Below are 12,799 nucleotides of genomic sequence, written 5' to 3'. Positions count from 1 at the left end.
TCATGATAATTAACATAGCCAGTCTTTTATTAACGCAAAATTTGGTTTTCGAGCGTAACAAATGAGAAACCTTTCTCTTTTAGAAGGGGGATTGCTTCCATAACACCTTTAGCCGTCCCACTATTCGGTTGGTTCATATGTAGTAAAGCAATATCACCAGGAGAGGCTTCTAACAGCGCATTCTTCACTTGGTTACTTGAATATGTTGCACCTGCATCTCCCAGGATCGTAAAGTTTACAATGCTTATACCTAAGTCAGAAGCGAGGTTTACCGCGACTTCATCGTAGTATGCTGTCCCAGACCGAAACAGCTTAGGAGATCGGCCTGTTAGCTTTGTGATCTTAGATTGGTTGTTCGTTATTTCTTCGAAAACTTCTTCAACAGAGCGTGTCCCTTGGATTCCCCAGGCTGTTTTCCCTGAAACGGAGAGCGGTTTGTGCTCCGTGCCGTGATTCTCGATTTGAAAGAGAGGATTCTCAGCTAACTCTAGAAAGTCTTCCTTGTTTTCATTGATCCACCTGCTGTTGACAAAGAGGGTAGCGGGGATCCCTTGATCGTTCAAATAAGAGAGAAGCTTTTGGTCGATTTCGCTTCCCGATGGGCCGCCACATGCATCGAAAGTAAGTGCTAGTTCATCTGTCTTCGTATGAAATGCGGTTTTTACCCCCGTAACTCGTTCTCCCCATTCTGAAGGACTTTGATCTTTATAAGACGATATAACGTTTTCTTTGTTCTGTGAAACAGAGTACGAGGGAAGGTCTTTGTCAGAACGTTCGAAGGATTTGTTTTCGATTGTAGAGTGACCTGTTACTGCCTGCTGTTGACACCCTACGAGCAGTGCCAAACATATACAAAGTTTTTTCAATTCCATCACCTTTTACCAGAATATCACAGCTGTAATGGAAAAGTTAGACAAAAAATAACGCCCCCTAAGGCGGGAGCGTTAACTGTTATATTCCGTGGAGGAAGAAGTTTAGGAAAAACAAGCTTGCGATCACGTACATTGGAACCGGAACCTCTTTCCCTTTACCAAGCGCTAGCTTTAGAAAAGGATAAGCGATGAAACCGAAAGCAATGCCGTCTACGATACTGTACGTGAGTGGAATCATCACGATGATCAAAAACGCTGGAAATCCTTCAGAGAAATCTTGAAGCGAAATGTTTTGGATCGATGTGATCATTAATCCACCAATGATGATGAGCACTGGTGCTATCGCTGAATCAGGAATCATTTTGAAGACAGGAATGAAAAACAGTGACGTTAAGAAGAGTAGTCCTGTTGTAACCGAAGTCATACCTGTTCGTCCGCCTGCAGCAATTCCAGAAGCACTTTCGACTGTGGATACAGTCGGGCTCGTTCCAAACAGTCCAGCTGTTATTGCAGAAATGGAGTTCGCTTTATAAGCTTTAGAGAATTTAGACTGATCAGGTAGTAGACCGTGAAGCAGTCCCATATTCTCAAACACCAGAATCATCGCCATCGAAAACGTCGCGATCCAGAACGGTAAGACTAAGAAATCTTCGAAAGACATTGCTGCGAAAACTGATCCATATGAACTGAAGGAAAAGCTTTCTTGCTGTCCTGTTTCAATTAATCCCATGCTCCAAGCAAGTGCAGTACCGAAAAGCATGCTGATTAAGAAATGACCTTTAACGTTTCGAAGAAATAGAACCGCTGCAATTGCTAAGGTAGCTAGAGTCGCAATAACATGACCCGATCCTAAATCTCCAAGTGAGACGAAGGTCGATTCACTCGACACCACGATTCCACCTTTTTGAAGACCGATGAAGGTTAGGAACAGTCCTATACCAACTGTTATGGCTTCTTTAAGTGAGCGTGGTATAGCCTTTGATAGCACACCAGCTAGACGTGTGAATGCTGTGATGGCGAACAAGATTCCTGCAATGAATACAGAAGCAAGTGCCACTTCCCAGCTCAAGCCCATCGACTCCACCATTGTAAACGTGAAGAATGCATTTACGCCCATTCCTGGTACAAGAATGATCGGTGCGTTTGCATATAAACCAACGAGCAAACAACCAAAGACAGATGTGATGACGGTTGCGATCATTCCAGCTTCAAACGGAATGCCTGCATCTGCAAGGATCGAAGCGTTGACAGCTGCGATATAAACGATCGTAAAGAATGACGTTAGACCTGCAAGTATCTCCTTTTTCAGTGAAGTATCGTGAGCTTGAAAATCAAAATTAATTTTCGTTTTCACTCTATTCCCTTCTTACTTTTTTTAGCCCTCTCCCACCCGTGACTTTGATAACGAAATCAAATCACCAAGAAAATAGTATAACAGTTGGTCGCTCTGTTGCACAGTGGAAAAATTCGTAATGACCGCTCAAGTCCTGTTTGTTATGATGGAAAAGGAAGTTTGGAACGTATTTAAGAAATGAGGCTTATTGATATGAAAAACACGTTATCCGCCCTTCAATGGGCTGTCTTTATGATCGCAGGATCGATCGTAGCACCAGTAGCGATCGCGAGTTTATTCCATTTAGATCCTACTGCAGCTGCAGGGTTCGTACAGAGAACCATGTTTGTGCTTGGAATTGCTGGTATCTTACAGGTCACATTAGGACATAGGCTGCCGATTAATGAGGGGCCTGCAGGGTTATGGTGGGGCGTATTTGTGCTTTATGCTGGCTTAAGCGCAACGATATTCGGCTCTGAGATCGAAACCCTTCAAGCTCTTGAATTAGCAATGATTGCTAGTGGTATTCTGTTCATTATATTGAGTGGACTAGGACTGGTAGAAAAGCTCTCGAAGCTGTTTACACCAGTTGTAACCGGAATCTATCTCCTTCTTCTTGTTGCTCAGCTTAGTGGTGCTTTTCTAAACGGTATGATGGGAGTGGGCTATTTAAAAGAGGGGATTGACCTACGCATTGCAGGCTTATCGCTTCTTCTTGTTATCCTTGCAATCTGGTTTTCACGAAGAATGCCAGCAGCCATTCAACAATATTCTATTCTTATTCTCATGTTGGTAGGATGGGCGATCTTCGCTATACTCGGACTAGCCAAACCTGTCGTGTTATCAGACAAAACGCTGTTGAAGCTTCCTGAAGTCTTTGCATTCGGTATGCCAACGTGGGACTCCGGTATGATTGTAACCGCAGCGCTTGTAACCCTCTTATTGCTCACGAACATGATTGCAAGCATCAGAGTAGTAGAAGAGGTTTTAAGTAAGCTGAATAACGAACGACCGAAATCCAGATACAAGCAAGCGGGTTTCATATCAGGTATCAACCAGCTGCTTGGAGGAGTGTTCTCAGCAGTAGGGAGCGTGCCGATTTCAGGAGCTGCTGGGTTCATCATGACGACAGGAATTAAGAAGCGTCTTCCGTTCATCTTAGGAAGTATTCTTATTGTTCTGATCAGTCTTTTTCCAGCCGTGATGGCTTTCTTCGCCGCACTTCCTGAACCTGTAGGATATTCCGTTATCTTCCTTGTTTTTGTGAAAATGGTGGGAATTGCGTTTAATGAGTTTAAGAAGGATACCTCAGAGGGAAAAGCATTTATAATAGGTATTTCCTTTATGGTTGGAATTGGAACGATGTTTATTCCACCAGAAGCTTTTAAAGATACACCACCTATCATGGCATCAATTTTAAATAATGGATTAATTTTAGGATCGATCACTGCTATTATTACCGAGCAGTTACTTTACAGAAAAAAATCATAAAGGGTTGCCTATTGTGACAACAATCACAGACCGTACACGTCAGTCTTGTTATCTTTTAAGCAGATCAGGAAAGGAGAATGGCTCATGAAACAATATAATAGAGTCCTGGTTGCTTTCGACGGTTCTGAATTAAGTGTAAAGGCACTCGACGAGGCCATAAAGATGGCTGAGGAAAACCCTGACCTTCATCTTGACATTGTTACAGCTCTTAATCCTACTGCTCAGATCAGTTCAGCTGTCATCTATGCGAGCGTATTAAATGAATTAAGAAAAGACGCTGTGGTTATGTTGAATGAGGTAAGTGAGGAAGTATCTAAGCGGATTCCGGATCATAACACCAAAACGATGGTTCTCGAAGGGAATCTGGGAGAAGAAATCGTGAATTATGCGGAAGAAAATCAGTGTGACTTAATCGTAATGGGGAGTAGAGGTCTTAGTGGAATTAAAGAAATCTTCCTAGGAAGTGTCAGTCATAACGTCTTACAAAGAGCTAGTTGCCCAGTGCTAGTTATTAAATAATAGGGAATCCCGGCTCATGAGCCGGGATTTCTTTATTCGATAATCGTTACGCCGCCCTCTCGGCCGATAAAAGCTTTCTCAGCAAGATCGATGAAAAGTCCATTTTCAACAACACCTGGTATCGCATTGAGCCATTCGTGAAGCTTGGGTGGAGAAGGAATACTTTCGAACGAACAATCGACGATCAGGTTCTGGTTATCTGTTATGAAAGGTTCATCATCTCTCATTCGTAAGGTAGCCTGACATCCTAGTTTTGAAAGGGCGGTCATCGTTGTTTGATACCCAAAAGGAACAACTTCGACAGGAAGTGGAAAAGCACCGAGCTGCCTTACAAGTTTATTGGAGTCTGCTACGACGACCATTTGTTTTGAGTGGTATGCAATCATTTTCTCGCGCAGTAGTGCACCGCCACCACCTTTGATAAGGGTGAGTTGCCCATCGAGTTCATCAGCACCATCAATCGTAAGGTCAATCGTCTTAACCTCTCCTAACGTGGCGAGAGGGATGCCGTGCTTCTGAGCTAGAACTTCCGTTTGTTTTGATGTAGGTATGCCAGTGATTGAGAGGCCCTCTTTAACCATGGAGGCGAGTTTTACGATTGTATAGTGAACCGTGCTCCCTGTTCCAAGGCCGACAACCATACCATCTTGAACGAGTTGTGCAGCACGTTCACCTGCTATTTTCTTTTCATTCACGCTGATTCACTCCTTTATCATTACCTTCTTTTATTTTCCCATTTCCCTCAAAATTAGTCACCATAGTTTATAACCTTTGCACCATAAGTGCGAAAGACGTATAATGCATACTGTCAGGCTTTATGAGTAGCTGTAATACAGGTGTGCATACTAAAAAACATCGTTTATGGTATACTTTTCTTTGCAGTCATCGAGTAGAGTAATACAGTATAAAGTTGGAGGGTAAAACATGTCAAAACAACAAATCGGTGTAATCGGTTTAGCCGTAATGGGTAAAAACCTTGCCATGAATATCGAAAGTCGCGGTTATTCTGTATCTGTCTATAACCGTTCAGAAGGTAAAACAAAAGAAATGATGAGTGAAGTTGAAGGTCGTAACTTTCAAGATACATACAGCATTGAAGAATTTGTTCAATCTCTAGAAACTCCAAGAAGAATTTTGCTAATGGTCAAAGCAGGCGGTCCTACGGATGCTACGATCGAGCAACTACTTCCACATCTTGATAAAGATGATATCATTATCGATGGCGGAAATGCTTTCTTCAAAGATACTCAAGCTCGTTCTGAGCAGTTGAAAGAGAAAGGCATTCGATTCATCGGAGCTGGCGTTTCAGGTGGGGAAGAGGGTGCACTTAATGGCCCATCAATCATGCCTGGTGGACAGCCAGATGCTTTCCGTGAAGTTGAAGATATCTTTACTGATATCGCAGCAAAAGTTGAAGGAGAAGCTTGTACAACATATATCGGTCCAGACGGTGCAGGTCACTATGTGAAAATGGTGCATAACGGCATCGAATACGGTGATATGCAGCTGATTTGTGAAGCTTACTATATGATGAAGCACGTTCTTGGACTATCCACTGAAGAGCTTCACGAAGTATTCAAAGAATGGAACGAAGGTGAACTTGATAGCTATCTGATCGAGATCACTGCAGATATCTTCACGAAGCAAGATCCTGAGACAGGGAAAGCGCTTGTTGACGTGATCCTGGATACAGCTGGCCAAAAAGGTACTGGTAAATGGACGAGCCAGAGTGCACTAGACCTTGGTGTGCCTCTATCCATCATTACAGAATCCGTATTCTCTCGCTTCATTTCAGCAATGAAAGATGAGCGCGTGAAAGCAAGCAAGATTCTTAATGGCCCTGATGTAAAACCATTTGATGGTGATAAGAAAGAACTGATCGAAAAGATCCGTAAAGCACTATACCTAAGCAAAATTTGTTCGTATGCTCAAGGATTCGCTCAAATGCGCTCTGCTTCTGATGAATACGATTGGAACCTCGACTACGGTAGCATCGCAATGATCTTCCGTGGCGGTTGTATCATCCGTGCAGGCTTCCTACAAAACATCAAAGATGCTTACGATCGTGAAGCTGGTCTTACGAACCTTCTTCTTGACCCTTACTTCAAGGAAATCGTTGAATCTTACCAAAGCGCAGCTCGTGACGTAGTATCACTTGCGGTACAGCGTGGAATTCCTGTTCCAGGTCTATCTAGTGCACTTGCATACTATGATAGCTACCGCAGCGAAACGTTGCCAGCAAACCTACTACAAGCACAGCGTGACTACTTCGGTGCTCATACGTATCAGCGTATCGACAAAGAAGGCGTGTTCCACACAGAGTGGCTTGAAGATTAATCTAATAACGAATTAATGAAACCACGCTTAACCTCATAAGAGGTTAAGCGTGGTTTTTTTATAGTCTGGAAATATGTGTTGCAAAAAGACATTAGTGTCGATATAATAAAGATAACAAAAAAGACATTAGTGTCGTTTTAGGGGGTTGCTAGTTTGGAGCAAAGACTTTTACGTAACAGAGGGTATCTCACGCTTATGATTGCACAGTTAATTTCAAGCATTGGTGATTGGCTAAGTATCGTTGCCATCATAACGCTGGTCGGGTTGAAATGGAACGCAACACCTATTGAAATTTCGCTTATTATCCTTTGTCTTGCAGTTCCAATGGCTTTGTTTGGACCATTCGCAGGGACATTTGCCGATCGATTTAATCGTAAGACGCTCATGGTGCTTTCCGACCTCGTGAGAGCAGGGCTTGTCATCATGCTAATCTTCGCTTCAACTATCTGGATGGTTTACATGTGTTTATTTGGAATCGGTTTGTTCGCAGCGTTATTCATTCCAGCAAAGAATGGGAAATTAAAAGAACTCGTACCGGATAGTCAGATGAAGAGTGCCATGTCGGTCACCTCGATGATCGATTCTGGAACAAAAGTGCTTGGTCCGCTACTTAGTGGCTTACTCGTAACCGCCTTTGGCTCTAATCCAGTTTTCTTAATCGATTCAGCGACGTTTGTCGTGTCTGCTGTCCTGCTGATCACATTGCCAGCAAGCGTATTTTCTAATGAGGGTAGTGTAGAAGAAAAAGGGAAGACCATTTCGTTCAAAGAAGACTTTCTTGAAGGTGTTTCGTTTATGAAGGGAAATCAGTTCTTGCTAGTGGGGCTTTCAATCCTTACAATCAGCCTGCTTATCCTTCAACTCTCGGATTCTCAAATCATCGTCTTGATCAGAGAGTTAACGAACGCATCTCCTGACTTGTTTGGTATACTTGTGACCGGTTCTGGTCTTGGGATGTTTTTCTCAGGGTGGCTCCTTGCAAAGAAAACAGACTATAAACCGATCTTACTCATGCTGTTAGGAGTTTGCGGAATGGGGGTAAGTTTTGGGTTGTTAGCTGTATTTACGGGAATGGACCTTGAATCTTCAATTGTATGGGGGCCAGGTCTTGGCTTAATTGCTGGTTTCTCTGCCGGACTTGTTTTTATTCCATTTCAAGCTGCAGTTCAAACGGACACTCCGGTACATATTACTGGAAGAGTATTTGGCGTAATCAATAGTACAACAACAACTGCAACCATCATTGGTCCCTTACTAGGAGGAATACTAGTAACTTTGTTTGGTGTTATACCAATGTTCATCGCAACAGGTACATTACTTATTATCATGTCATTCATTGGGTTACTTTTTCGATCAAAAATAGAACGGAGTGAGAAGGTTGTCTCCAAAAGTGAGCAAGGAACACAAGGAACAGCGTCGAGCTGAGCTATTAGAAGCGGCAAAAAATGTGTTTATTCAGCACGGATATGAAAATGCCACGATGAAGCATATTATGGAAGAAGCGAACGTCAGTAGAGGCGGTCTCTATCAATACTTTAAGAGTAAAGAAGATGTCTATGAAGAAATTCTAAAAGAAGGCTTAGAAACGGCTATGGAGGACACAGAAGAGATTTTAAAGAATGAGGAACTGTCGCATTGGGATCTTCTCATGAAAAGGTTATTTGGAGAAGAGCAAGAACTTGAGAAAATGGATCCGATGGCAGCTTCAAACCTAGAGTTCTTTATTACCGGTCGAAATGATGAGCGGAGGAGAAAGTATGGGAAAGAACGTTACCATTATGGAATTAGGATTTATAACGATGTGATTCAGAATGGGCAAAAGTGTGGAGAGTTCAGCTCGAAATTCGACAGTGAACTTGTAGCGAGGTCAATCATCTCTTTTGTTGATGGATTAGCTCTTGATTCCTCAATTCTCGATCCTGAAGAAGTGAAGTTGAAAGAGCAGTCGATCATGTTCGTGGAATATTTAAGAATGGCGCTTGAGGTGAAAAAATAAAGCCGGGGAAACCCCGGCTTTTTGTTATGCTTCTTTTAGCCCTTCAAACAACAGGACGCGAGCAGGTGATGCGTCAGTTCCTTGAAGTTTCAGTGGTGCTGCGACCATGAAGTATTGACCAGCGTCTACATCTTTTAGGCGAAGGCCTTCCATGATAATGATGTCTTTTTCGAAAAGAGAACGGTGTGTTGGGTGATCGGGTTGGCTTCTTTCGATTCCTAAACCATCAACACCAACACCACGAATACTACATTCAGCGAGATGGCGTGCTGCATCTTCACCTACGAAAACAAATTCAAAGTTAAATTCTTCTTCGAAAGAGTTTTGAGATTTGAAGAGAACGAAGTCTCCGGCTTGAATATCCTCTGATTCAATATCAGCCTTTGTGATCGCTCCTTTTACACTAGTTACATCGATTACTTTGACCGTACCAACAAGATCTTCCTGGTTGATCGTTTCAATCGTTGCACCGTCATTCACCATGTGAAGAGGAGCATCAACGTGAGTGCCAGTATGAACATCAAGCGAAAGGCGAGATTCTGTTACATGACCGTTTGTCTTGGTGTTGATTTCAGGCTGTTTTTCTTCCTTGTCCTTATACACAGCCATTCCTTTAAAAATTGGTGCACTAACATCATACATTTTCATCGTTTTGCACTTCCTTTCATATGTAATGGATATTAGAAAAATATATCTCTAACATATCTTAAGTTTGTAGCGAAACCCTGATTATTGTGCTCCCTATACCGTAGGAGTTTGAATACCGCTTGCTTTCCTGTGGACGAACGCCCGAGCCTCTTCGCGGACAAAAAGCCATCATCTCCGGGGTCTCGATCGCCCGTTTTCCACGGGAGTCAAGCGGTATTCACTCCTACTAGTTTGTATTCAATCCAATCGACTTACTTGTTTTCTGGTAAAGGCCACCAGTGGAAACCATCTTTTTCAAGCAGGTCATCTGAAGCCTTTGGACCCATCGATCCTGAAGCATAGTTAGGGAAGGCAGGTTCCTTCTCATTTGCCCATGCGACAGAAATAGGATCAATAAATTTCCATGAGAGCGCTACTTCGTCCCAGCGCGTGAAATTCGTTGCATCACCACGCATCACATCGTGAAGAAGTCGCTCATACGCTTCAGGAGAGTTGATGTAGTTCTCTTGTTTGTTATTAAAGTTTAACTGAATAGGCGTTGTTTTCCGCATATCGCCAGTGTCTTTCGCATTCAGATGAAGCGTCATGCCTTCTTCAGGTTGAATGTGAATAACAAGAAGGTTAGGGCCGAGTTTCCCACTTTGCTCTTTGTAAAGGTTCATAGGCATATCCTTGAACTCGATGACAATCTTAGTAGACTTACTTTCCATACGTTTACCTGATCGAATATAGAAAGGAACACCAGCCCAGCGGAAGTTATCGATCATAAGCTTCGCGCCAACAAATGTTTCTGTATTTGATTCTTCGTCTACGTTTTCTTCTTCACGGTATCCTGGGACAGGGGAATTGTTCATTTCCCCTTCTTTGTACTGACCGCGTATGAAGTATTTGCTCACCTCTTCAGGGGTAACAGCTCTTAGAGCACGAAGTACTTTAACTTTCTCGCTACGAATTTCTTCTGTTGATAGACTAGCAGGTGGTTCCATTGCGAGCAGGGAAACCATTTGAAGCATGTGGTTTTGAACCATGTCTCGTAAAGCACCTGATTTCTCGTAATAACCACCTCTATTTTCTACACCGACCGTTTCGCTAGAGGTGATCTGAATATTTGATATGTAACGGTTATTCCAGAGTGGTTCAAACAGTGCGTTCGCAAATCGAATCGCTTCAATGTTTTGAACCATTTCTTTTCCAAGATAGTGGTCGATTCGGTAAATCTCATCTTCTGTGAAAACTTGGCGAATTTCATCGTTAAGCTTTTGTGCGGATGAGAAATTATGACCAAATGGTTTTTCGATCACAAGACGATTCCAGCCTTCACGTTGAATCAATCCTTCTGCATCGAGATTAAGAGCAATCGTACCGAAGAATTCTGGCGCCATCGCCATGTAGAAAATTCGGTTTCCTGGAATGTTAAACTTCGTATCCAGAGATTCAGTCAAGGCTTTTAAGTCTTGGTAAGATTCACTTTTCGTAACGTCAAAAGGTTGATAGAAAAAGTGGCTGCTGAATTCTTTATGCTTATCATCTTTGTCCATGCAAGCAGTATCGATCACTGCATCATGTACACGAGAACGAAATTCTTCATTTGAAAGCTTTCTGCGTGCTACACCGACAACTGCAAAATCTTCCGCAAGTTCACCTTTGCAATATAAGTTATACAACGAAGGGAAAAGCTTGCGTTTTGCTAGGTCTCCCGTAGCTCCAAATATGACAATAACAGAAGCCTTTTTGGATGGTTGGTTCATCTTTCTGACCTCACTTTTCATTATTGCTGTTCCAGAGGGAACGGACTCATAATGGAACAGTAATATTCCTATTTTCGTATCGTTAATCCTGGAACAAACACTACAATTCTAATTATTAGTGCGACGATCCCATAACTATTGCGTTATCTGAGTTCCCAAGTAAAAATTTTATAGCTTTTTCCTACTAAAATCAAATAGTGAGATTTCGTACCCTTCCCATGATAGGGCATCGAACCTATTCTCATAGACATGTAAGCGATGACAGACAAATATATTTTATTTGAAAATTCCCGGTCTTTTAGTCGATATGAATGATTGGGGACTTAAACGGCGAATATAGTTAACAACAAGCAAACTTCGTATAAAAAGGAGGGAGAAGGAATGGGTATGCGTAAAGGATTCTTCTTTTTATTCCTTGCTGGATTACTAGTCGCCTGTAATGCAGAGCAACAAGTACCAACCGTTGATGAAACGGAAGTAGAAGCGAAAAAGCCACAAGAAACAAGCGTGATGGAGCAATCATACCATGTGCTATCTGCGATTAAGAGCGGTGACATGGAAAAATTAGCAGCTGTCGTTCATCCTAATAAAGGTGTGTTGTTTTCTCCCTATATGACCGTGGATAAAAATAGAGCTCAGGTCTTTATGAAAGGTCAGCTCGAAAAGATTTTAGAATCGGATAAACAGTATGAGTGGGGAGTTAGCGCAGGGAAAGGCGACCCGATCAGGTTAACACCAAGAGAATATTTTGATCAGTATGTGTACGATGTGGATTTTCTTGAAACAGATTTTGTCACATTAGATGCTATGTACAAACAAACGAATAGCGTTGAGAACATTCATAAAGCATTTCCAGACAGTACGTATGTTGAATATTTCGTCCCTGGTTCTGAAGAATTTGATGGTTTAGATTGGAAAAGTCTAAAGCTCGTCTTTCAAGACTATGAAGGTGAACCTCGTCTTGTAGGCATCGTTCATGATCAGTGGACACCGTAATGTGAACAAATCGTGAATGGAGAAGAAAATAGTTTTCTATAGTTGTCTGCAAGTAGTTGCTCAATTTCGTAAACTTTCTTATCCTTAATAGGTAGAAAACAGTGATAAGGAGTAGAATCACAATGAATGAAGTAAAACAACGGAACTATACACCATGGATTGTAGGACTATCGATCGCAGTTAACGTGCTCGTTGTTATTCTGTTTTTATTACCAGAATACAACGGTGAAATAGGATTCGATATTACAATTCTTCCATTATTAAATGCAATTCTAAACAGCTTTACTTTTGTTTTTCTCGCAGCAGCTCTGATCTTTATCTTACAGAAAAACGTGAAAGTGCATCGACGCTTTATCTTTGCAGCATTCGCGACGACGGCGTTGTTTTTATTGTCTTATGTCACGTATCACGGCTTATCAGAATCAACTTCGTTTGGTGGAGAAGGAATCATTCGTCCAATCTATTTCTTTATACTGATCACCCACATTGTACTTGCAGCAGCAATCGTGCCGCTCGCACTCATTACAGTAACGCGTGGGCTAAATATGCAAGTTGAAAAACACCGTAAAATCGCAAGGTGGACCATGCCGATTTGGCTATATGTCAGCCTGACCGGAGTCATCGTCTACTTGATGATTTCACCATATTATTAAGAAGCGCTCATCGTAGCGCTTTTTTTGTTTGAGAAAGAGCTTTGTAGAGGAATCACGGATAAAAGTTGAGTTTAGCGGATATCCCGCTCGTCCCAAGCCCTGCAGACCATAACTTCCCCGCCCCACAACGGTTATTGTCCAAACTCCGGGTTTATTAGCTAGTTTCTACTTTTATTAGCCGAAATCTCATTTTATTGTCCAAATCC

At 42.2% G+C, this 12,799-nt stretch carries 12 protein-coding genes; 7 read left to right on the top strand and 5 right to left on the bottom strand.

The features are described 5' to 3' along the window. Positions 1-29: 29 nt before the first annotated feature. Positions 30-866, bottom strand: a complete 837-nt coding sequence (locus SJY16_RS13155; protein ID WP_377889813.1) for a polysaccharide deacetylase family protein — start codon at positions 864-866, stop codon at positions 30-32. 85 nt (positions 867-951) lie between these two features. After that, positions 952-2,226 carry an NCS2 family permease gene (locus SJY16_RS13150; protein WP_377889811.1) on the bottom strand — a complete coding sequence of 425 codons (1,275 nt, stop codon included), beginning with the start codon at positions 2,224-2,226 and terminating at the stop codon, positions 952-954. A 192-nt stretch (positions 2,227-2,418) separates the two neighbouring features. Between SJY16_RS13150 and SJY16_RS13145 the strand changes: the two genes are divergently transcribed. Then, positions 2,419-3,696 (top strand): purine/pyrimidine permease, encoded by a 1,278-nt coding sequence (locus tag SJY16_RS13145; protein ID WP_377889809.1) that lies wholly within the window; start codon positions 2,419-2,421, stop codon positions 3,694-3,696. 84 nt (positions 3,697-3,780) lie between these two features. Further along, positions 3,781-4,215, top strand: coding sequence for a universal stress protein (locus SJY16_RS13140; RefSeq protein ID WP_377889807.1), 435 nt, complete (start codon positions 3,781-3,783; stop codon positions 4,213-4,215). Positions 4,216-4,247: 32 nt separating this feature from the next. Here SJY16_RS13140 and rpiA read toward each other — a convergent pair whose 3' ends face one another. Beyond that, a complete protein-coding gene (gene rpiA, locus SJY16_RS13135; RefSeq protein ID WP_377889805.1) occupies positions 4,248-4,910 on the bottom strand; it encodes a ribose-5-phosphate isomerase RpiA in 663 nt (220 codons plus the stop codon). A gap of 229 nt (positions 4,911-5,139) precedes the next feature. On the opposite strand from rpiA, the gene gndA reads away from it, so the two are divergent. The 3 genes from gndA (at position 5,140) to SJY16_RS13120 (ending at position 8,548) form a co-directional block, all read left to right on the top strand. Next, entirely contained in the window at positions 5,140-6,552 is a 1,413-nt protein-coding gene (gene gndA, locus SJY16_RS13130) for an NADP-dependent phosphogluconate dehydrogenase (RefSeq protein ID WP_377889803.1), read from the top strand. Positions 6,553-6,705: 153 nt separating this feature from the next. Beyond that, complete coding sequence (locus tag SJY16_RS13125; RefSeq protein ID WP_377889802.1) at positions 6,706-7,977, top strand: MFS transporter; 1,272 nt, start codon at positions 6,706-6,708, stop codon at positions 7,975-7,977. After that, positions 7,943-8,548, top strand: a complete 606-nt coding sequence (locus tag SJY16_RS13120; RefSeq protein WP_377889800.1) for a TetR/AcrR family transcriptional regulator — start codon at positions 7,943-7,945, stop codon at positions 8,546-8,548. Before SJY16_RS13125 ends, SJY16_RS13120 begins: the two co-directional genes overlap by 35 nt. Before the next feature lie 24 nt (positions 8,549-8,572). Here the strand turns inward: SJY16_RS13120 and SJY16_RS13115 are convergent, their stop codons facing one another. Both SJY16_RS13115 and zwf read right to left on the bottom strand, forming a co-directional pair. Then, complete coding sequence (locus tag SJY16_RS13115; protein ID WP_377889798.1) at positions 8,573-9,196, bottom strand: cyclase family protein; 624 nt, start codon at positions 9,194-9,196, stop codon at positions 8,573-8,575. Positions 9,197-9,447: 251 nt separating this feature from the next. After that, the gene (zwf, locus tag SJY16_RS13110; protein WP_377889796.1) at positions 9,448-10,944 is read right to left on the bottom strand and encodes a glucose-6-phosphate dehydrogenase; all 1,497 of its coding nucleotides are present in this window, start codon (positions 10,942-10,944) and stop codon (positions 9,448-9,450) included. 381 nt (positions 10,945-11,325) lie between these two features. On the opposite strand from zwf, the gene SJY16_RS13105 reads away from it, so the two are divergent. Then, on the top strand, positions 11,326-11,940 hold the full coding sequence (locus tag SJY16_RS13105) for a hypothetical protein (RefSeq protein ID WP_377889794.1): 615 nt from the start codon (positions 11,326-11,328) through the stop codon (positions 11,938-11,940). A 122-nt stretch (positions 11,941-12,062) separates the two neighbouring features. Continuing rightward, on the top strand, positions 12,063-12,593 hold the full coding sequence (locus SJY16_RS13100) for a DUF420 domain-containing protein (RefSeq protein ID WP_377889792.1): 531 nt from the start codon (positions 12,063-12,065) through the stop codon (positions 12,591-12,593). The last annotated feature ends 206 nt before the right edge of the window (positions 12,594-12,799 follow it).

It is taken from the genome of Alkalihalobacillus sp. R86527, assembly GCF_042466185.1.
GTDB lineage: Bacteria > Bacillota > Bacilli > Bacillales > Guptibacillaceae > Guptibacillus.
Note: the sequence above shows the minus strand (reverse complement) of the source record. Positions and strands in the feature narration are given on the sequence as shown.

Excerpts from the sequence above, each read along its gene's own strand:
- zwf (WP_377889796.1), bottom strand. The coding sequence starts at position 10,944 with ATGAACCAACCATCCAAAAAGGCTTCTGTTATTGTCATATTTGGAGCT.
- gndA (WP_377889803.1), top strand. The coding sequence starts at position 5,140 with ATGTCAAAACAACAAATCGGTGTAATCGGTTTAGCCGTAATGGGTAAA.
- SJY16_RS13100 (WP_377889792.1), top strand. The coding sequence starts at position 12,063 with ATGAATGAAGTAAAACAACGGAACTATACACCATGGATTGTAGGACTA.
- SJY16_RS13140 (WP_377889807.1), top strand. The coding sequence starts at position 3,781 with ATGAAACAATATAATAGAGTCCTGGTTGCTTTCGACGGTTCTGAATTA.
- SJY16_RS13115 (WP_377889798.1), bottom strand. The coding sequence starts at position 9,196 with ATGAAAATGTATGATGTTAGTGCACCAATTTTTAAAGGAATGGCTGTG.
- SJY16_RS13145 (WP_377889809.1), top strand. The coding sequence starts at position 2,419 with ATGAAAAACACGTTATCCGCCCTTCAATGGGCTGTCTTTATGATCGCA.
- SJY16_RS13105 (WP_377889794.1), top strand. The coding sequence starts at position 11,326 with ATGGGTATGCGTAAAGGATTCTTCTTTTTATTCCTTGCTGGATTACTA.